Source organism: Nocardia sp. NPDC050799 (genome assembly GCF_040654015.1).
GTDB lineage: Bacteria > Actinomycetota > Actinomycetes > Mycobacteriales > Mycobacteriaceae > Nocardia.
This window is the reverse complement of the sequence record NZ_JBFAHF010000008.1, coordinates 53,580-73,995: the sequence shown is the minus strand read 5'-3', so window position 1 is coordinate 73,995 and position 20,416 is coordinate 53,580. Positions and strand designations below refer to the sequence as shown.

The 20,416-nt window shown below is 68.2% G+C and carries 16 protein-coding genes and 1 pseudogene; 10 read left to right on the top strand and 7 right to left on the bottom strand.

Features of this window, described 5'->3' with window-relative positions; translation table 11 throughout:
* The first annotated feature begins 1 nt into the window (after nucleotide 1).
* Nucleotides 2-748, top strand: coding sequence for a succinate dehydrogenase/fumarate reductase iron-sulfur subunit (locus AB0H42_RS10755; protein ID WP_357053040.1), 747 nt, complete (start codon nucleotides 2-4; stop codon nucleotides 746-748).
* Nucleotides 749-764: 16 nt separating this feature from the next.
* Here AB0H42_RS10755 and AB0H42_RS10750 read toward each other — a convergent pair whose 3' ends face one another.
* Nucleotides 765-962, bottom strand: a complete 198-nt coding sequence (locus tag AB0H42_RS10750; protein ID WP_030524513.1) for a hypothetical protein — start codon at nucleotides 960-962, stop codon at nucleotides 765-767.
* A gap of 74 nt (nucleotides 963-1,036) precedes the next feature.
* On the bottom strand, nucleotides 1,037-1,273 hold the full coding sequence (locus AB0H42_RS10745) for a DUF397 domain-containing protein (protein WP_357053037.1): 237 nt from the start codon (nucleotides 1,271-1,273) through the stop codon (nucleotides 1,037-1,039).
* 281 nt (nucleotides 1,274-1,554) lie between these two features.
* Here AB0H42_RS10745 and AB0H42_RS10740 point away from each other — a divergent pair, with 281 nt between their 5' ends.
* Nucleotides 1,555-1,755 carry a hypothetical protein gene (locus AB0H42_RS10740; protein WP_030524511.1) on the top strand — a complete coding sequence of 67 codons (201 nt, stop codon included), beginning with the start codon at nucleotides 1,555-1,557 and terminating at the stop codon, nucleotides 1,753-1,755.
* Nucleotides 1,756-1,855: 100 nt separating this feature from the next.
* Here AB0H42_RS10740 and AB0H42_RS10735 read toward each other — a convergent pair whose 3' ends face one another.
* A complete protein-coding gene (locus AB0H42_RS10735) occupies nucleotides 1,856-2,800 on the bottom strand; it encodes a DNA-3-methyladenine glycosylase 2 family protein (RefSeq protein WP_357053034.1) in 945 nt (314 codons plus the stop codon).
* A gap of 278 nt (nucleotides 2,801-3,078) precedes the next feature.
* Nucleotides 3,079-5,886, bottom strand: a complete 2,808-nt coding sequence (locus tag AB0H42_RS10730) for an FAD-binding and (Fe-S)-binding domain-containing protein (RefSeq protein ID WP_357053031.1) — start codon at nucleotides 5,884-5,886, stop codon at nucleotides 3,079-3,081.
* A gap of 220 nt (nucleotides 5,887-6,106) precedes the next feature.
* Between AB0H42_RS10730 and AB0H42_RS10725 the strand changes: the two genes are divergently transcribed.
* Both AB0H42_RS10725 and AB0H42_RS10720 read left to right on the top strand, forming a co-directional pair.
* A complete protein-coding gene (locus AB0H42_RS10725; protein WP_357053028.1) occupies nucleotides 6,107-7,219 on the top strand; it encodes a DNA polymerase IV in 1,113 nt (370 codons plus the stop codon).
* 75 nt (nucleotides 7,220-7,294) lie between these two features.
* A complete protein-coding gene (locus AB0H42_RS10720; protein WP_357053025.1) occupies nucleotides 7,295-9,175 on the top strand; it encodes an ABC transporter ATP-binding protein in 1,881 nt (626 codons plus the stop codon).
* Between the two features lie 18 nt (nucleotides 9,176-9,193).
* Here AB0H42_RS10720 and AB0H42_RS10715 read toward each other — a convergent pair.
* Both AB0H42_RS10715 and lon read right to left on the bottom strand, forming a co-directional pair.
* A pseudogene (locus tag AB0H42_RS10715) lies at nucleotides 9,194-10,724 on the bottom strand (molybdopterin-dependent oxidoreductase).
* Nucleotides 10,725-11,247: 523 nt separating this feature from the next.
* On the bottom strand, nucleotides 11,248-13,653 hold the full coding sequence (gene lon, locus AB0H42_RS10710; RefSeq protein WP_357053022.1) for an endopeptidase La: 2,406 nt from the start codon (nucleotides 13,651-13,653) through the stop codon (nucleotides 11,248-11,250).
* A 112-nt stretch (nucleotides 13,654-13,765) separates the two neighbouring features.
* Between lon and AB0H42_RS10705 the strand changes: the two genes are divergently transcribed.
* Together AB0H42_RS10705 and AB0H42_RS10700 are read left to right on the top strand one after the other, a co-directional pair.
* Nucleotides 13,766-14,104 (top strand): hypothetical protein, encoded by a 339-nt coding sequence (locus AB0H42_RS10705; protein ID WP_357053019.1) that lies wholly within the window; start codon nucleotides 13,766-13,768, stop codon nucleotides 14,102-14,104.
* 83 nt (nucleotides 14,105-14,187) lie between these two features.
* Complete coding sequence (locus tag AB0H42_RS10700) at nucleotides 14,188-15,036, top strand: alpha/beta hydrolase (RefSeq protein ID WP_357053016.1); 849 nt, start codon at nucleotides 14,188-14,190, stop codon at nucleotides 15,034-15,036.
* A gap of 104 nt (nucleotides 15,037-15,140) precedes the next feature.
* On the opposite strand, the gene AB0H42_RS10695 is transcribed toward AB0H42_RS10700, so the two are convergent.
* Nucleotides 15,141-15,797, bottom strand: a complete 657-nt coding sequence (locus AB0H42_RS10695) for a hypothetical protein (protein ID WP_357053013.1) — start codon at nucleotides 15,795-15,797, stop codon at nucleotides 15,141-15,143.
* Nucleotides 15,798-16,282: 485 nt separating this feature from the next.
* On the opposite strand from AB0H42_RS10695, the gene AB0H42_RS10690 reads away from it, so the two are divergent.
* The 4 genes from AB0H42_RS10690 to AB0H42_RS10675 all read left to right on the top strand — a co-directional run bounded on the left by AB0H42_RS10690 (nucleotide 16,283) and on the right by AB0H42_RS10675 (nucleotide 20,194).
* Complete coding sequence (locus AB0H42_RS10690; protein ID WP_357053010.1) at nucleotides 16,283-17,638, top strand: hypothetical protein; 1,356 nt, start codon at nucleotides 16,283-16,285, stop codon at nucleotides 17,636-17,638.
* 343 nt (nucleotides 17,639-17,981) lie between these two features.
* Nucleotides 17,982-18,785: a TIGR03084 family metal-binding protein gene (locus tag AB0H42_RS10685; protein WP_357053007.1), complete on the top strand. Its 804-nt coding sequence runs from the start codon at nucleotides 17,982-17,984 to the stop codon at nucleotides 18,783-18,785.
* A 365-nt stretch (nucleotides 18,786-19,150) separates the two neighbouring features.
* Nucleotides 19,151-19,621: an SRPBCC family protein gene (locus AB0H42_RS10680; RefSeq protein ID WP_357053004.1), complete on the top strand. Its 471-nt coding sequence runs from the start codon at nucleotides 19,151-19,153 to the stop codon at nucleotides 19,619-19,621.
* A 9-nt stretch (nucleotides 19,622-19,630) separates the two neighbouring features.
* Nucleotides 19,631-20,194 carry a ribonuclease H gene (locus tag AB0H42_RS10675; protein WP_357053001.1) on the top strand — a complete coding sequence of 188 codons (564 nt, stop codon included), beginning with the start codon at nucleotides 19,631-19,633 and terminating at the stop codon, nucleotides 20,192-20,194.
* Nucleotides 20,195-20,416 lie beyond the last annotated feature (222 nt).

Below are 20,416 nucleotides of genomic sequence, written 5' to 3'. Positions count from 1 at the left end.
AATGAGTTACGACGCCCGGTTCCGCGTATGGCGCGGCGATACCGAAGGTGGAGAACTACGGGATTTCACGGTGGCGGTGAACGAGGGCGAAGTGGTTCTCGACATCATCCACCGCCTGCAGGCGACCCAGGCGCCCGACCTCGCCGTCCGCTGGAATTGCAAGGCGGGCAAGTGTGGTTCGTGCTCGGCCGAGGTGAACGGCAAGCCGCGGCTGCTCTGCATGACCCGGATGTCCACCTTCACGCCGGAAGATGTTGTCACTGTGACACCGCTGCGCACCTTCCCGGTGGTTCGCGACCTGGTGACCGATGTTTCTTACAACTATAAGAAGGCCCGCGAGATCCCGTCGTTCACACCGCCGCCGGATCTGGAGCCCGGGCAGTACCGGATGCAGCAGGTGGATGTGCAGCGCTCGCAGGAGTTCCGCAAATGCATCGAATGCTTCCTGTGCCAGAACACCTGCCATGTGGTGCGCGATCACGACGAGAACAAAGAGGCGTTCGCCGGCCCGCGGTATCTCATGCGGATCGCGGAGCTGGAGATGCATCCGCTGGATGTGGCCGATCGCCGGGACGCCGCGCAGGAGGAGCACGGGCTCGGCTACTGCAACATCACCAAATGCTGCACCGAGGTATGCCCGGAAAATATCAAGATTACGGACAATGCGCTGATACCGATGAAGGAGCGCGTCGCCGACCGGAAATACGATCCGATCGTCTGGCTCGGTAACAAGCTCTTCCGGCGCTGACCGTCGCCCGACCGTCTCACAGCATCGCGACCACACCGGTCGCGACCAGCCCCACAAGCACCCCGACGAACAATGCCGAGAACACCGAGCCGGTGAGTACGAAAACGCCCACCGCCGATGCCGCAAAGAGCAGGCCGACGATCAACCGCGCGACGCCGTCGCCGGGCCCGAATTTGCGGAGCCGGGGACGGGAATTCTTGATCCCTGGGTCCACATATTGTTGTCTACCCGTTACCTGTTGGACCCAAACGCCGTGCTCGCGGGCAGGTCGACCCGGGTGAGCAAGAATTACGGCCGGTCGAACTCGCCGTCGCGTACGCCGGCGGTGAAGGCCGCCCACTCACCCGGGGTGAAGACCAGTACCGGCCCGTCGGGATTCTTGCCGTCGCGCATTCCGACATGACCGTCGGCCAGCATCGCGATCTCGACGCTGTGGGTCCCCGGCGTAGCGGCGCCGTCCCCGGTCGCGCCACTCACCCAGCGGGCGCCGGACAGGTCCACATTCGTACCGTTGTCGATGCTCATCCAGGTTCTCCTTCACCGCCGCGGAAATCGTCGTGTTCCGAGTCGAGCGTCCCGGCGCTGCGCGCCACAAGCATGTAGCGCGATGCTACGCGCAGCCCCGGCTGGGGCGGGTTTACACCCGTCTACAGGAAATTTCGCGAATCGGTACCGGCAAAATCGCCGAATCGCACCCGTTATCGGACCTTCTCGGCCTATGGTGGGCTGTTGGTCGTATGTGCACACCCGGAAAACCACCGCGGACAACAGGAGTCGACCGCGGGTTCAGAAGGAGGTCGTGTGTGATGCGGTTGAATCTGGACGCCCCGATCCCCACCCTGCTCGCCTGCGGTGCCGATCCCGGCGTGATGACCCCCGAACAAGCCCATTCGGCAATGCAGTTGCACCTGGACTGCACCGTCGACGAGTGCCGGGTCCGCCGGCGCGCCCGAGCCACCCTGGTGGAATCGGGCCGCTGTGTACTGGACAACCGCGCCCTCCAATAGCGACCGGGTTCACCGCCGTACCGGCCGCTCACCGGCCGGATCCCTACGGTTCTCCGAAACAGGAACCTCGGATCTCCCGGGCCGCGAACTCTCTTACCGGTCAGTGCCACCGGTGATCGGTCACCGGTGCGCGCGGGCCGAACCGCGGCTTACGAGCTTGCCCACTGATCTCGAGCAGACGGATGGTGCGATAGCGATGCGGACGTACCGGTTCGAGGTAGTCGACCATCTCGGCGTCGTCCATATCGCGGCCGAGCAGGGTCCAGCCGACGATCGACGCCAGATGGAAATCACCCACCGACAGCGCGTCGGCATCACCGAAAGCGCGCTGCGCGGTCTCCGCGGCGGTCCATTCCCCGATACCGGGGATCGTGCGGAGCCGGCGTGCGGCTTCGGCCGGCGGCAGCGCGGTCATCCGCTCCAGCGATTCGGCGAGACGAGCCACCCGCACGATGGTCCGGCTGCGCTGCGGCCCGACATCGGCCCCGTGGAAGCTCCATGAGGGAATCCGGCTCCAGGCCGCCGCGTCCGGCGGTACCAGCATGCCCGCCGGGGCCGGGCCGGGTGGCGGACTGCCGAAGAGGTGCATCAGGCGGCGCCACGCGGCATGGGCGGAGACGATGGTCACCTTCTGTTCCAGGACCGCCGGGATCAGCGCTTCGAGTACCCGGCCGGTGCGCAGCATCCGCAGCCCGGGATACCGCTGGTGCGCGGCCGCCACCGTGGGGTGGATCGGTACGAAATCGTCGACCCTCTGGTCCAGGCACAGCATGCGATCGAGCCCGTCGAGGAACTCCGCGGCGCCCGGCCCCCACGCGTCCGCGGTGACGGTGAGCGGATCGTCCTGGACCAGCCGGTAGGTGACCGGCCCGGTCGGCATTCGCGAGGTGTGCCAGTGCGCCCCGTCCGGGGTGATCTGGTGACAGGGGTCGCCGGGCCCGCGGCGCAACGGCGCGAGGGTATGGGCGAGGTGGACCGGGGCGTCGGCGGACAGGGTCCGCGTCGCCCACGCATCGCCGGTGGATCCGGCTGTTCGGACAGGCACCATGCCATTGTGCGCTGCCCGAAGTAACGCCGTTCGATCGCCCGGCGATGAAGACGCAGTTGAGCAAATATGTGGTTTTTGCCGTTACTGGAGGTTTCTATGATCACCGAAGCGCTCAATTGGTTACTCGATCTCTGGGGCTCGGTTTTCGCCGGTAGCTCCGGCTACGAGATTCCACCCGGGACCCTCCCATTCGGGAGCTGAGCCTGTACGAAGAGCGGCCGGTCTTTCGGGATCGGCCGCTCTTCGATGTCACGAAATCCTCGGTTTACCCGGAATCAACTGTCTTCCAGCAGAATCTGTGCGAGATGCCGGCCCCGCCGGGCGGTGAGCTGGGCGGCCTGGGTCCGGCAGGAGAATCCGTCGGCGACCACGACGGCATTCGGTTCGGCATTCTCCATCGCCGGCAGTATTCCGTTGCCCGCCACCGCCACCGATATCTCGTAATGGCCTTTCTGCATTCCGAAATTACCCGCCAGCCCACAGCATCCTGCGATCTCTGTCACATTCACCCCCATCTGGGCAAATATCCGGCGATCAGCATCGAAGCCGAGCACCGAATGGTGGTGACAATGCGGCTGGACGACCAGCGAACGGCCGGGGTAGCGAGGTGGGCGCCAGTCCGGTCGCGCGGTGAGGAACTCGGCGAGCGTGCGGACCGCGGCCGCGACCGGCCGGGAACGCGGATCCTCGGGCAGTAACTCCGGCAGATCGGCCCGCAACGCGGCGGTGCACGACGGTTCGAGACCGATCACCGCGCCACCGGCGCGCACATGGTCGTCGAGGGCATCGAGCGTGGCGCGCAGCCGCGCCCGGGCGCCGTCCAGCTGCCCGGTGCTGATCCAGGTCAGTCCACAGCACACCTGCCGGCGCGGCACGACCACCCGATAACCGAGCGAATTGAGCAGGCGCACCGCCGCCACCGCGATATCCGGATCGAAGGCATTGGTGAAGGTGTCCACCCACAGCATCACCGTCGTCGCGTCCGGCTTCGCCACCTGCTGCTTCGCCGCTTCCCGGCGCCAGATCCGCCGGAAAGATCGCGGCGCGAGCTCCGGCACCTCCCGGCGTGGATCCATCCCGGCGGCCCGCATCCCGAGCCGGCGCAACGGTCCGGCGCCGGCCAGCGCGTTGACCAGCCACGGCACCCGGGTCGCCCCGCCCAGCCAGCGGGGGAGCCGGCCCAGTGTGTAGTGGTCGCGAGGGCGCAGCCGACCGCGGTAGCGGCGGTAGAGCATCTCGGATTTATAGGTCGCCATATCGACGCCCGCCGGGCAATCCGTACCGCAGGCGCGGCAGGACAGGCACAGGTCCAGCGATTCGGCCACCGCGGGCGCGGCCCAGTCCAGCTCTCCCCGGACCACCTCTTGTAACACCCGGGCCCGGCCTCGGGTGGTGTCCTTCTCGTCGGCCGTCGCCAGATAGGAGGGGCACATGAAACCACCCGTGCCACGCGTATCGGCCCGGCATTTGCCCACCCCGACACAGCGGTGCACGGCGGTGGCCAGATCCCCGGCATCACCGGCGAAGGCGAAGCCGCCCGCGCGCGGCAGCGGCGGCAGACCCACCAGTCGCAGATCGGCGTCGAGCGGGCGCGGATGCACCAGCACACCCGGATTGAGAAGGTTCGCCGGATCGAACAACGCCTTGTAACCCGCGAAGACCGCGCGTACCTCGGGTGAGTACATGATCTCCAGTAGTTCCGATCGGGCCCGGCCGTCGCCGTGCTCCCCGCTCAGTGAACCGCCGTGGCCCACCACAAGGTGTGCCGCGTCGGTCAGGAAGGCCCGGAACCGTTCCGGCGCGGCGGCAATGGGCAGATCCAGCCGCACATGGATACAGCCGTCGCCGATATGCCCGTAGAGCAGTCCGTCGACCTTGTGCTCGCGGGTCAGCTCGTCGAAATCGCGCAGGTAGGCCCCGAGCCGGGCGGGCGGAACCGCCGCGTCCTCCCAGCCCGGCCAGGCCGGCTCACCGTCGCGGGTCCGGCCGGCGAGGCCGGCGCCGTCGGCCCGGATCCGCCACAGCGCGGCCGCGGCGCCGGGGTCTTCGATGATCCGGCTGTCCAGCGCACCCGCCGCCCCGCACAGTCGGCGGGCGACGGCGTGGGTAGCGGCCGCGTTCTCCCCCGCCAGCTCCACGAACAACCAGCCGGTGCCACGCGGCAGATCGGGGACCCGCCGACCGTGTGCGCGCACCATCTCGACGAGCCGGGCATCGATACCCTCGACCGCCACCGGCGCGACCGAGACCACCGCGGCGATATCGTCGGCGGCGGTCGCCAGATCCGGATAGCCGAGCACGACCAGCAGGGTCGCCGCCGGGATCGGCACCAATTCCACCTCGGCCTCCAGCAGCACACCGCAGGTGCCCTCGGCCCCGACGAACGAGCCGGCCACCGAGCCGCCGCGTTCCGGCAGCAGATATTCGAGTCCGTAGCCCGACGCCTGCCGCTCGAACCGGCCCAGGTCGGTGCGTAGCACAGCGAGGGATTTCGCGGTGAGCTCCGGTAGCCCGGGGACCTCGTCCAGCGAATCGGCGAGGCGGCGGGACGCGCCGGTACCGTCGATGATCCGCAGCTCCCGGACCCGGTCGGAGGTACGACCCCACGCGATGGCGTGCGGACCGCAGGCATTGTTGCCGATCATGCCGCCGAGAGTGCAGCGGTTCTGGGTGGACGGATCCGGGCCGAAGCGCAGCCCGTGCTCCCGGGCCCGGCGCTGCAGATCCGACAGCACGACACCCGGCTGCACCCGGGCGGTCCGCCGATCCGGATCGATCTCGGCGATACCGGTCATATGCCTGCTGAAATCGAGGACGATGCCGGGACCGACCGCATTGCCCGCGACCGAGGTGCCGCCGCCCCGCGGGGTCACGACCGTACCCTCGCTCCGCGCGACCTCCAGTACGGCCGCCACATCCTCGTCGGTTCGGGGAAAGACCACCGCTTCGGGCAGCACCCGGTAGTTCGAGGCGTCCGACGAGTACTCCACCCGGCGACGGTGGGAGATGTCCACCGCCTCGATACCGATCCGCGCGCGCAGCTGCCGTGCGAGTGTGTCCCGTCGTGCGTCGTGGTCGGTCACATGATCCAGCCTAGGCGGGCGGCCCGGAATTCCTTTCCGACTCGGCGGATCCGAACGGCTCGGCCGTCGATGGGCAACCCCGCACCACCGCCGCGGGCCGGCATCACAGCGCACATTGCGAACACCACGCCCCGGCCCGCGATCGGGCCATTCGGCTCGTGCCGAGCCGCACTGCCCCGATATCCCCCTTCTTGTCACCCGGTAGGAGTAAGACAGTGTCGTGGCCAGATGGCTGTTGCACGTCGACCTCGACCAGTTCCAGGCCGCGGTGGAGTACCGGCGCCATCCCGAACTACGCGGGCAGCCGGTGATCGTGGGCGGAAACGGCGACCCGGACGAGCCCCGCAAAGTGGTGACCTGCGCGTCGTATCCGGCGCGCGGCTACGGGGTGCGGGCGGGTATGGCGTTGCGGTCGGCGGCGCGAAAATGCCCGGAGGCGGTCTTCCTGCCCTTGGACGTCCCCTGCTACGAGGAGGCGTCCGAGGAGGTCATGGCTCGGCTGCGCACGTTCACCGATCAGGTGGAGGTCTGGGGGTGGGACGAGGCGTTCGTGGCGGTCGATACCGAGGAGCCCGAGGAAGCTGCTCGGGCGATCCGGGCTGCGGTGAAAGAACTGGATCTCACCTGCGCGATCGGCATCGGAGACAACAAGCTCACCGCGAAACTGGCTACCGGTTTCGCGAAATCGGTCGGGAAACCCGGTGTCGCCGCGACCGACCATCCGGGAGCGCACGACGGTATGTTCCGGCTCACCGCCGCCAACTGGTCCGAGGTGATGGCCCATCGTCCGACGAACGCGCTCTGGGGGATCGGTAGCCGGATCGCGGCCCGGCTGGCCGAGCTCGATATCCATACCGTCGGGGATCTGATGACCGCCGATCGGTCCCGGCTCGCGGCCGAGTTCGGTCCGACGAACGGTCCCGCGCTGTGGGTGATGAGTCGCGGCGCCGGTGATACCGAGGTGGTGACGAAACCGCCTGCGGCGGTCGGGCGCAGTAGATCGCAGACCTTCCCGCGGGATCTCGGCGATCCGGCCGAGATCGGCGCCCAGGTGGCCCGGCTGGCGGCGGAGGTCGCGGCGGAGATCATCGAGGCCGGCCGGACGGCCACCCGGGTCTCGGTTACCGTGCGCACCAGCACCTTCTATACCCGCAGCAAGCAGTCCAAACTGCCGGAGCCGACCACCGATATCCCCACGATCGTCGATACGGCGCTGCGGGTGCTGGACCGCTTTCCGCTGGATCGTCCGATCCGGTTGCTCGGTGTCCGTCTCGAACTCGCCCCGGTCGCACAGGCACCTGGAACCGATGGATCCCGGCCACCCGGCGCTTGACCTGAACAATGGTTCAGCTTTTAGTGTCGGTGCACCGGAGTTCAATCGTGCTCCGGAGCGGAAGGACATTGTCAGATGAGCATGGAATCGGTGGCCTGGGACCAGATGTACCGGCGCATGCACGCACCCGGAGAGACGCGGTCGTTCAGTCTCACCACGGCACGGCGCATCCTGCGCTTCGCCCGGCCGCATCAGCGGCGGCTGATCGCCTTCCTCGTCCTCAGTGTGGCCGCGGCGGTGCTGGTGGTCGCCACGCCGCTGCTCGCGGGCCGGGTGGTCGACGATATCTTCGCGGGGTCGCCGCCGCGGACAGTGATACTGCTGGCGCTGGCCATCGCCGGGCTGGCCGTCCTCGACTCCGGTTTCGGCCTGGCCATCCGCTGGCTGTCGGCGCGGATCGGTGAGGGCCTGATCCTCGACCTGCGGACCGCGGTCTTCGACCACGTCCAGCGGATGCCGATCGCCTTCTTCACCCGGACCCGGACCGGCGCGCTGGTCAGCCGGTTGAACAACGATGTGATCGGGGCGCAGCGCGCCTTCAGCGACACCCTCTCGGGCGTGGTCGCCAATATCGTCACCGTGGCGCTCACCCTGGTGGTGATGCTCCAATTGTCTTGGCAGATCACCTTGCTCGCACTGCTCCTGCTACCGGTATTCGTGATCCCGGCCCGGCGGATGGGCGACCGGCTGGCCGATATCCAGCGGGAGGCAGCGGGGTTGAACGCGGCGATGAGCACGCAGATGACCGAGCGTTTCTCCGCGCCGGGGGCGACTCTGGTGAAACTCTTCGGCCGCCCGGCCCAGGAATCGGCCGAGTTCGCGCTGCGGGCGCGGCGGGTCCGCGATATCGGCGTGCGCACCGCCATGCTGCAGACCGTTTTCGTCACGGCGCTGACGCTGGTTTCCGCGCTGGCCGTCGCGCTGGTCTACGGTCTCGGCGGCTGGTACGCGCTGCGCGGGCAGCTGGACGCGGGTGCCGTGGTGGCCCTGTCACTCCTGCTCACCAGGCTGTACTCCCCGCTCACCGCGCTGGCCAGTGCCCGGATGGAGATCATGTCCGCGCTGGTCAGTTTCGAGCGGGTCTTCGAGGTCCTCGATCTGAAACCGCTCATCGAGGACGCACCCGGGGCGCGGCCGGTGCCCGCCGGGCCCATCACGGTGGAACTCGACGAGGTGCACTTCGGATACCCCGCCGCCGACAAGGTCTCGCTGGCCTCGCTGGAAGAGGTGGCGACACTGGACACCCGCGGCGGTGAGGAAGTGCTGCACGGGGTGTCACTGCGCGCCGAACCCGGCCGGATGATCGCCCTGGTCGGCTCCTCCGGCGCCGGCAAATCGACCATCGCGCAGCTGGTCTCCCGGCTCTACGATGTGGATTCGGGCGCGGTCCGGCTGGGCGGCACCGATATCCGCGAACTCACCACGGAGTCGATCCAGGAAACCGTCGGCCTGGTCACCCAGGACGGCCATCTCTTCCACGACACCATCCGGGCCAACCTGCTGCTGGCCGCCCCCGACGCCGGCGAGGAACAGCTGTGGGACGCGCTGGAGCGGGCCCGCCTGAGCGATCTGATCGCGACCCTGCCCGACGGGCTGGACACGGTGGTCGGGGAACGCGGCTACCGCCTCTCCGGCGGTGAGCGCCAGCGTCTCACCATCGCCCGGCTGCTGCTCAAACAGCCACGGGTGGTGATCCTGGACGAGGCGACCGCCTCCCTCGACTCGACCTCCGAGGCCGCGGTGCAGGCGGCACTGACCGAAGCGCTGCAAGGCCGTACCGCCCTGGTGATCGCCCACCGGCTCTCCACCGTGCGAGCGGCCGATCAGATTCTGGTGGTCGAATCCGGTCGCATCGTGGAACGGGGAACGCATACCGAACTGCTCGCCGCGGGCGGGCGCTACGCCGAGCTGTACCGGACCCAGTTCGCTCGGGAACCGGCGCCGGTGGCGGCGTAGCGGACCGGACGGTCATCGTCACCCGACGGTGACCGTCCGGCTGTGCCAACCCGTCGCGCCGTCCGGGACCGGGTCGGCGCGCTCCTCGGTCTGCACCCGGCCCGCCCCGTCCATGGCTCGTACCCGCAGGGTGTGTGAGCCGGGTGGCGCGTCCCAGCGCCAGGTCCACTGGCGCCAGGTGTCCAGCGAATACTCCGGCGCCAGGTCGGCCGGCCGCCAGGGACCGTCGTCGACCTGCACCTCCACCGCGGCGATCCCGCGGTGCTGAGCCCAGGCGACCCCGGCCACCACCACCGGACCCGGAGCGATACGGCCGAAAGCAGCCGGAACATCTATGCGGGAGGTAGTTTTGATCGGGCCGAACGCCGACCAGCCGCGCCGGGTCCAGTAGGCCTGGGCGCGATCGAACCGGGTGATCTCCAGCGACCAGCCATTTCGTGGCGCTGACGTATCCGTAGAGGCCGGGCACCACCATCCGGGCCGGGTAACCGTGCTCGACCGGCAGCGGTTCGCCGTTCATACCCACCGCGAGCAGGGCGTCGCGACCGTCGGTGAGGGCCGCGACGGGCGTGCCGGCGGTGAAACCGTCGGCGCTGGTGGACAGCACCATATCCGCGTCCGGCCGGACCCCGGCCTCGGCGAGAAGGCCGGCGAGGGGGTATCCGATCCAGGTCGCGTTGCCGACCAGGTCACCACCGACCTCGTTGGACACACAGGTCAGCGTGATCATCTTCTCCACGGCGGGCCGCCGCAGCAGATCGTCCATGGTGAGCCGGATTTCGCGCTCCACCATGCCGTGAATCCGCAGCTGCCAGTCGTCGCTGGTCAACGCGGGTAGCCGCAGGGCGGTATCGATCCGGTAGAAGGTGTCGTTGGGGGTGCGGAACGCGGTGAGTCCCGGGACGGGCGGGTCGGTCCCCGGCGGGACGGGCGCGGCCGCCACCTGTGGACGCGGGACCACGAACCGGCGCAGATCCGCGGTCACCGCGCGGGCACGTTCGCCGGCCCACCGCCCGGCCGCGGCGGATCCGGCAGCCAGCACAAGGGCCCCGGCGGCCAACCCCAGGAACCGCCGCCGCGAGGCATCGGTCCCGTCCCCGCCCGCGGCCTCCCCCGCGGATTCGCCCTCCGACGCCGGGCCGCGCGGCGCCCGGCTGATGAGGACCCGCAGGGTGAGTATCCCGGCGCCGGCACCGAGCAGGATCGGCACGGCGAACGTGGCGGTCGCGTTCGGCCGCTGCAGTACGGCGATACAGACGGCCACCGACAGCCCGGCCAGCAGCACGCTGCCGTAGGGCCGGCGCCGTTCCAGTAATCCCGCCGTCACGGCGAGTGCCACCATGGCCGCACCCATGCTCAGGAACAGCACGAGCTTGTCGCGAGTACCGAACTGTTCGATCGCGAACTCGCGCAGCGCCTGCGGCGTGTGGTCGACCACGGTCGCCCCGGTGGCCAGGAAGGGCGAAGCGTCCGGGGCGATCAGGGCCGCGACGAGTTCACCGACGCCGAGCACGACCGCGGCGGCCGACAAACCGCTCAGTCCCGCCACGAAGCGGCCGATCGTGCGCCGATCTTGCTGATCCGGCCCCGGAGAACCGGTCGAACTCGTCGTGTCCTGCATCAGCGTCCTCGTTCCTCCACCGGCGCGGGGCGCCCCGGCGGCCGGGAAATCGTCACGTGGCCCTCTGCGGATGGTGTCACTCCTGGCCGTGGCAGGGAAGATGCCGGTGCGCGGCATCGCCGAAACGCACGGGCTCGGCCCAGCGCCACAGCCGCCAGTGGTTCACCGGTGGGTGCTGACCCACCGTCGGGCTCCAGCGTGATCGCGAGCCGGTCCGAACCGGTGAACTCGGTGACGTAGGGATCGCTCGCGTCCGGAAGGCCGGTCAGCGCACCGGCCGACCGCGGTGTCCCACTGATACTCGCTGCCGGGAGGCGGTGCGGGTGTCGCGTCGGCCTCGCGGTAGGTGCGCCCGCTGTAATCGGCGAGCGCGCCCGCCTCGCGCCGGGTGGAGGTCAGTACGAAAGGGCCGCGGCACCCGAACGGGGTTGCCGCGGCCCTGGATCGTGGATCAGGCGCTGGCCGCCAGAGCCGGGCCGTCGAGAGCCGGTTCCCGCACCGGTTCGATGGCGTAGGCCAGGATCTCGGCGACATCGCCCACCGGACGGACGTCGAGTTCGGACAGCACATCGGCGGGAACATCGTCGAGGTCCGGCTCGTTGCGGGCCGGGATGAACACTGTCTTCAGGCCGGCACGCTGCGCGGCGAGCAGTTTCTGCTTCACCCCGCCGATCGGCAGCACCCGGCCGTTCAACGTGACCTCGCCCGTCATACCGACATCGGAGCGCACCGGGCGGCCCAGTGCCAGCGACACCAGCGCGGTGACCATGGTGACACCGGCGGACGGTCCGTCCTTGGGTACGGCGCCGGCGGGCACGTGGACGTGCAGGTTGCCGTCCAGCACCGTCGATTCGATGCCGATCTCGCCCAGGTGCGACCGCACGTAGGTCAGCGCGATCTGCGCCGATTCCTTCATCACGTCGCCCAGTTGGCCGGTCAGTGTCAGGGCCCGGTCACCCTCGGCGGTGTTGGCCTCGATGTAGAGGACATCGCCGCCAAGTCCGGTGACCGCCAGACCGGTCGACACCCCCGGTACCGCGGTGCGTTCCGCCGAATCCGGAGTGAAGCGCGGCCGCCCGAGATAATCCTTCAGATCCGCGATATCGATGGTCAGTGGTGGTGCCGTGGCCTCGGTGTGCCCGGACGCTGTATCCGTCTCGACGCCCACGTCGGCGCCCGGTGCGGCACCGGTCTCGGACAGGCGCGTCGCCGCCTTGCGCAATGCCTTGGCGATCAGCCGCTCCAGCTGCCGGACCCCGGCCTCCCTGGTGTAGTTCGCCGCGACCTCGCGCAGCGCCGCGTCGGTGACCTGTACCTCCGCGCCGGTCAGCGCGTTGCGTTCCAGCTGCCGGGGTAGCAGGAAGTCGCGGGCGATGGCCACCTTGTCGTCCTCGGTGTACCCGTCGACCGTGATCACTTCCATCCGGTCCAGCAGCGGGCCGGGGATGGTGTCCATGACATTGGCCGTGGCCAGGAACAGCACATCGGACAGGTCCAGGTCCATATCCAGGTAGTGGTCGCGGAAGGTGTGGTTCTGCGCGGGGTCGAGTACCTCGAGCAGGGCCGCCGCGGGGTCGCCCCGGAAATCGGAACCGATCTTGTCGACCTCGTCCAGCAGGACGACCGGGTTCATCGAACCGGCCTCCTTGACGGCCCGCACGATCCGCCCGGGCATGGCGCCCACATAGGTGCGCCGGTGACCACGGATCTCCGCCTCGTCCCGCACACCGCCCAGGGCGACCCGGACGAACTTGCGGCCCAGCGCGCGGGCGACCGATTCACCGAGCGAGGTCTTACCGACCCCGGGCGGGCCGGCCAGCACCAGCACCGCGCCGGACCCGCGTCCGCCCACGACCTCCAGGCCGCGTTGCGCACGCCGCGCCCGGACCGCCAGGTACTCGACCATCCGGTCCTTCACCTCGTCCAGGCCGTGGTGGTCGGCGTCGAGCACAGCCCGGGCCGCCGCCACATCGGTGGAATCCTCGGTCTTCACCTGCCACGGCAGTTCCAGGACGGTGTCCAGCCAGGTGCGGATCCACCCGGATTCCGGGCTCTGATCGCTGGAGCGCTCCAACCGGCCGACCTCGCGCAGCGCCGCCTCCCGCACATTGCCGGGCAGATCGGCCTGTTCCACGCGGCTGCGGTAGTCGTCGGCGCCGTCCGGTTCGTCTTCGCCGAGTTCCTTGCGGATTGCGTTGAGCTGCTGGCGCAACAGGAATTCGCGCTGGCTCTTCTCCATGTTCTCGCGGACCTCGTCGCCGATCTTCTCGGTGACCTCGGCCTCGGCGATATGCGCCCGGGTCCATTCGATCAGCCGGTTCAGCCGCTGCGCGACATCCGGGGTCTCGAGCAGTTCGCGTTTCTGCTCATCGCTGAGATACGCGGCATAGCCGGCGGTATCGGCGATGGCGGACGGATCGGTGAGCTGGTTGAAGGCGTCGATCATCTGCCACGCCTCGCGCTTCTGCAGCACCGAGACGACCAGCTTCTTGTACTCGGCCGCCAGTTCCCGGGTGCGTCCGTCGGCGGCGGGGGTTTCGACCGGTTCGGCCTCCACCCACAGTGCGGCGCCGGGGCCGGTGACCCCGTGACCGATCTTCACGCGCCGTTCCGCCTTCAGCACCGCGGCGGGCGTACCCCCGCGCATCCGGCCGATCTGTTCGATGGTGGCGATCACACCGTAGACGGCGTAACCCTCGGACAGGCGCGGCGCCAGCAGCACGGTCCCGGTCTGTGCGGCCTGCGCGGCGTCGATGGCCGCCTGCGCGGATTCGTCCAGTTCGATCGGTACGACCATCCCGGGCAGCACGATGGGATCGGTCAGGAACAGCACCGGAAGATTCAGTGGTGTAGTCACGAACACAACCTCCAATAGTTGAGCTACACCCACTCAACTTGGTCGGGTTCGTCTTTGTTCCACCCCGCGCCCTTGTTCGCCCACGGCGAAGAAGACGAAGAAGTGTTGTTGGTTGCTCGGCCAGGCTGTGGTCGACGTGGTCTCGCAGCCGGTGTGCCCGGATGCCGAGACGGAGCGGCGACTGACCACGGAGAACGGCCAGGACAGTGTGGTGGCGTTGCCGTTTCTGCCGGCGGCCGAGTATTTCGAGTTCGTCGGTGCGGCACCGGCGCCGGTCGCCGTTACTGCCGGAAAAGAGTGGGAACCTCCATTCTGTGGGGTCGAGACCGGCGCCGCGCCTGGGGCAGGCACCGCGACCGGAATACAACTACGGAGCTGGTCGATGGCGCCGCGTGAGGACCGAAAGGTCAAGGAGGCGGCCGCTGCGAAAGCGACCGGAGAGGAGACATGATGGAGCACTCGGACTTGCCCATCGAGCAGGGAGGGGGAAGCGCCGCAGCGCGTCACCGGTGGGTCACCGTGGATAGTGTGCGGGTGTTCTACCGCGAAGCCGGCCCAGCCCACGCGCCGGTCCTGCTGCTGCCGCACGGCTATCCCGCGTCATCGTTCGCATTCCGCAATCTGATGCCGGCGCTGGCCGACAGGTGGCGCACTATCGCCCCCGACCTGCCCGGGTTCGGCTACAGCGGCACTCCCGACGCATCGGAGTTCTCCTACACCTTCGACGGCTACGCCGACTTCCTCCGCCGGTTCACCGAGGTCCTCCACCTGCCCCGTTATGCAATCTATCTGCACGATTACGGATCACAGTTCGGCTTCCGCCTCGCGATCGCAGCACCGCAGAAGGTCACCGCATTGATCATCTCCAACGGCGACATCTACGAAGACCAGCACGGACCCAAGTACGCGCCCCTCAAGAAATTCTGGGACAACCCGACCGACGAAGGCCGAGACGAGCTTGCCGCGCACGTCAGCCCGGACGGGTTTCGTGACGAGTACGTCGGCGAGATCGACGACGACCTCGCCGACCTGCTCACCCCGGACCTGTGGACCCTGGCCTGGGCGCAACTCGGCACGCCGCAGCGTCGCGAGAACCTCACCAGCCTCCTGGCAGACCAGCGTCACACCGTGCCCGGGTTTCCTCGCCAGCAGGCCTACCTACGCGAACACCGGCCACCGACCCTGATCGTGTGGGGACCTCAAGACGGATACATGCCCGCCGGCGCCGCCCACGCCTATCACCGCGACCACCCCGACGCCGAACTGCATCTGCTCCGCGGCGGCCACTGGCTTCTAGAAACCAACCTCGACGACGTCGTACCGCTCATCCGCGACTTCCTCCACCGCACCCTGCAGGACTACGACATCGATTTCCGCGGCTGACGAGCTCAGCTCACCGGCACGACAGGCCCTGTTCACTACGAAGAAGAAGTGGCCGAGCGTGTCTGCAAGGGCCGGCAGCCGGGCGGGAGGCGATCATTCACCGGCTATCGACACGCAGGCTGTATTCCAAGGTAGTTCACGACGGTTGGTGCAGGATCGGCCAGATCGTCCACCCGCAGATAGCGCAATGCTGCCGCTCGACGGATATGTTCTGTCGCGTCGGTCAGCGCCGGGTCGGGCTGGCCGTCGACGACGCGTATCCCGCTGCCGGGAATGTGTTCGATGTTGAACACGTGGGAGTCGCCGAGGTCGACGCGCCGGCCCGGGGGCCAGTCCGCAATGACGATCCCGCGTGAACCGGGCTGCCGGAACGCCTCGTACAGCTCGCTGCGCCGGTTCACCGCCGTGAACCGGCGCGCCCAGGCGATTTCGGTAATACTGTGCGGGAACCCGGCCTCGAACGGAAACGGCACCTGCCCTGCCTCGACGTCGCGTCCTCGCCGACGCAGCTCGTAGGCGGTCGCCACGGCCACGCAGTTGTTGCTCCGTCGCGGATCGGCCGGGTCGAAATGCGGATTCACCCTGACCAGGCACTCGTCGATCTCTCGGTTGATTCGCTCGGACCGCGACAGCCGCGGCTCGAACCATGTGAAGCGGCCTGCCTCCGGATGGGACGAGTCACCCCCCCTCGATCCCCTGGGTTGCGTGTAGGCGGCCCACTGCGTTGCCGAACAGTGGTCCACGTCACCGAGTTCGTCCACCGCCCTCCACAACCGCCCACCCCGCCCGCCCCATCACTTGCGCGATAACCGGCGCCTCACGGTCGGCGAGTGCACAAGCGACCTCGGCGGCAGCGCGTCGGATAGTCGAGATCAGCTCGTTGTTCACCTGCACAGTTGCCGGACCCGTCCATATCGAAACCATTTGGTCTTTTTTCGGAAAAAACGTCCCGGGTGTTAACAGCGATGCCATTGTGCCCAGCACTCCGGCCGGGTCCACTGAAGCGCGATCCTCCCCTCCCGCCGTAATACTCAGTGCCCGGCGAATTTCTCCGCCAGCCACCACGCGCCGCCGTCGCTGGTGATCTTCGCGTCGATCACCAGCGGCCGGGCCCGGCCGACTCGTCGGTACCGCTCGACCCGACCCGAGGGCCGCGGTGGGCCGGTGAGCCCTGATTGACACCCGGGACGGGCCGATGACAATGTGATGATCTCGAATACCCGATCCGGCCCTAGGGGAGCGCGCGATGATCACACTCTCGTCCGGAGTGTTGATCAACTGGGAAGAACTCACCGGTCAGAGCAAGTTCGTCGTCGATCTGATCAGTTTCCCGATATTCAGTGCGGCGGCCGGTTGGCTCACCAACTGGACCGGTGTGCTGATGTTGTTCTGGCCGCTGCTGTTCCGCGGTGTCCGGATTCCCGGGCTCGACGTGCTGTATCCCTATCTGCCGCGCCGGGTCCAGGTACTGCCGACCTTTTCCGAGGACGGGTCCCGGCTGGGTTTCCAGGGTTTCATTCCGGCACGCGCCGAGAAGATGGCCAGTATCTGTGTGGACAAAGCCTTGCTGCGGATCGGTAGTCCCCGGGATTTCATCCACGAACTCGATCTCGACGGTATCGCCGATTATGTCGCGGCCCTGGCCCGGAAACAGGTCAAGAGCATTGTCGACGAGGTGATGAACCGGGAGAATCCGGATCTGTGGAATGCCGTGCCCCGGGCGATGCGGCAACTGATCTATCAGCGGGTGGAACGGGAACTGCCCGAACTCACCGGCCGAGCGTTCGATTCCCTCGGCGACAATGTCGATCAGCTCATCGACGTGAAGGGTTTCGTGATCCGGTATCTGCAGGAGAATCCGCAGATCCTCAAGGACCTCACCACCACCATCGCGGCGCCGGAACTGAAGTTCATGGTCCGGATCGGCCTGCTCGGCGCCCCGTTCGGGCTGCTACTGGCGCTCTACCTGCACATCCACTCCGATATCCCGGTCTGGGGCTGGGTTCCGTCCTGGGCGATCGTGCTGGCGGCCTCGGCGCTCATCGGTGTCGTGGTGAACATCATCGCCGTACGGGTGGTGTTCACCCCCGGCGATCCACAACCCCGCTACAAATACCTCTGGAAACAGGCACTGCTGGCGAAACGGCAGCCGCAGGCGGCCACCGATCTGGCCCATATCCTCGCCTACCAGGTGCTCACCCTGCCCAACCTGTCCAACGAGTTGCTCAACGGCCCCAACGGCGACAAGACCCGGCTGCTGCTCGAACAGCTCATCTCCGACGAGATCCACCGCCAGCTCGGCCGCACCACCTCGGTGGTGCGGGCCGCGTTCGGGCGGCGGCAGTTCGACAATTTGAAGGTCGGGGCGGCGGGCGCGGCGGTGGGGCTGGCGCCCTCGCTGGTGGAGGACGCCGATTTCATCCGGGAGCAGGCCGAGAACATCGATGAGTTCGCGGCCCGGAAACTGCAGCTGCTGACACCCGGTGAGTTCATGGAGATGTTCTATGCCTCGGTCGAACAGGACGCCTGGCTGCTGTATCTGCACGGGGCGGCGCTCGGGCTGCTGGTCGGCGCCACCCATCTGCTGATCTTCGGCTGGTAGTCACCCGTATCGGCACGGGGCCCGGTCCGCTCGCGTCGCCCGAAACGTTCCCGGTGGCACAGGACAGCAGTCCTCGTCCGGGCCGGATATCAGCAACCGGATGTCGATGGCCGAGACGTGCGGCGCCGCCCGGGAAACACTGCTCGGCCCACGGAACACCTTGGCCACTGGGGGGTGCCCCGTCGTCCGGGTAGCCGAGCCCTGATCCGGACCGTCGTGTACAGGTCGCGAACTTCGGGAGCCGGAGTTCCGCCAAATACAAGCAGGCATGCTTGTATTTTTCCCGCACCGCTGGAATGCTGATTCCCGCGCCGGGATGCGCGGTACGGAGATGAGGGAACCGATGGCCGATCTGGACGCGTTACTCCGCGACCTCGCCGCGGAAGGCGCCGAGCTCGAGACGCTGGTCGCCGATCTGCCACTGCCGGACTGGAGCCGGCCCACCCCCGCGGCGGGTTGGACTGTCGCTCACCAGATCGGGCATCTCGCCTGGACCGACGAGGTCGCCACGCTGGCCGCCACCGACGCCCGGACCGGTGGCAGCGCCTTCGCCGACCTGTTGACCGCGGCGGCGCTCCGGGTGGCGACCTTCGTCGACGAGGCCGCCGCCGAAGCCGCCGCCACCCCACCACCGGAGCTCCTCGAACGCTGGCGGCGCGGCCGGGCCGAACTCGCCCCGGCATTGCGCGCGGTCCCCGCCGACGCGAAGGTGCCGTGGTTCGGGCCACCCATGCGCCCGGGGTCCATGGTCACCGCCCGGCTCATGGAGACCTGGGCACACGGTCAGGATGTCGCGGACGCGCTCGGGGTCGAACGCGAACCGGCCGACCGGCTGCGCTCGGTGGCCCATATCGGTGTGCGCACCAGGGATTTCGCCTACACCGTCCGGGAGCTGCCGGTACCCGCCACCGAGTTCCGGGTCGAGCTGCGCGCACCCTCGGGTGAGCTGTGGTCGTGGGGGCCGGTGGAGGCTCCCGAACGGGTCACCGGCCCGGCGCTCGATTTCTGCCTCCTGGTGACCCAGCGCCGCCATCCGGACGATCTGGCGCTGCGGACGACGGGCGCGGAAGCGGCCCGATGGCTGACCATCGCCCAGGCATTCGCCGGCCCACCGGGCAGCGGGCGGGAACCGGCAGGGAAGGGCTGACAGCGCCGGCGAGCGTCACACCGTTCCCGGAACAGCCGGACATCGTTGGCCGGATAGCTCATCACGGCAGTCGGGTACAGCGCTCGCCGACGGGTGATAAGTACCCCCGGGGGCGTGTCCCGAAACCCGGCAGCGGTCACGGATCGGCACCTTCGCTCCCGCACGAACGACGCCGATGTGACGCTCGTCTCGACTGTTCAGGCCACTTGTTTTCCGGCCGCCCCGCCCTCACCTGCTCTGATACGCTCTGCGAACGTTTCGGCGCTGCGTCACAGCCGGTACCCAACGGCTATCGAACCCTCATCGGCCTTAAATAAACCGGAAAGCTATAGTACTTTTATCGGGCAGCCGTGGAGGGAGGGCCCGTGGGCTTCATCAAATACGCGAGCGACGTAACGGCGCCGATCACCGTTGCCTTCGCCTATGCCGACGATCCCCTGTCCATCCCGAACTGGATGGTGGGAGCCGCCGAGATCACCCGGTGTGGCGATCCGGAACGCGGTATCGGAGCGAAGTACGAGATCGGTTACCGGCTCGGCCCCTGGCGTCCCGTCCTGCACTGCGAGGTCGCCGAGCACCGTCCGGACGCGGTGCTGGGCTACGCCCTCACCGGCCCCTTCACCGCCCGGCTGACACTGCGATTCGACCCGCTCGGCCGCGGCCGGTCGGTGCTGACCTCCGAACTCGACTTTCCCGGTTCCAAGGGATTCGCCGCGGCGCTGCGCGAGCGGCCGCGCGCCGCACTGCTGCGCCGCGCGCTGCGACGCAGCGAATCACGATTGCGCAGGGCAATAGAGGAATTCCACGGTACCGATCTTGTCGGCCGACTTGCGTAGGGTACTTCCATGATCATCGTGAGTACCGACGGATCGTGTCTGCGCAACCCCGGCGGAGCGATCGGCTGGGCGTGGGTGGACCATGCGGGTGGCGCGGAAAGCGGCGGCGAGGCATCGGGTACCAATCAGATCGCCGAGTTACGTGCCGTCCTGGAGGCGATCCGGGCCCACCCCGGATCGGATCCGCTACTCATCGAGAGCGATTCGCTGTACGCGATCAAATGCGCATCCGAGTGGCTGCCGAACTGGCGCAACAACGGCTGGCGCACCTCGAGCGGGTCCGCGGTCAAGAACGTCGAGCTCATCCGGGAGATAGACCATGCCATCGCGGGCCGCCCCGGCCCGGTGCGATTCCGCTGGGTGCGTGGACATGTCGGTAACTATTTCAACGAACAGGCCGATGCACTGGCTGGAGCCGCGGCGCGAAAGGCGGCGGCCACATCGACCGTAGCGACCCGGACCGTGACCCGGGTCGCCCCCGAAACCTCCGCGGCAACGAGGAAGGCTGCGGAACCGGCGGTTGTACCGACCGCCGACTACGCGACAACAGCGCAGGCGCTCCACCTGTTCTGAATCCCGTCCGGGATCGGCGCGCCCGCGCTGTTGTCGTCGTAGTACCGATAGATCCGGATACCAACCGAATAGCCTCCGGCGGTGGTGGCTCGACCCACCGCCGGGGGCGCCCGGAGCTTGTCAAATGGGCGCCTACCAGGCAATATGCCGAAATTGGCACACTCTGGATCACGGCAAATCACCCAGAATCCGAGTAAGTTGCGCCGAGATGTGCCCACGTGA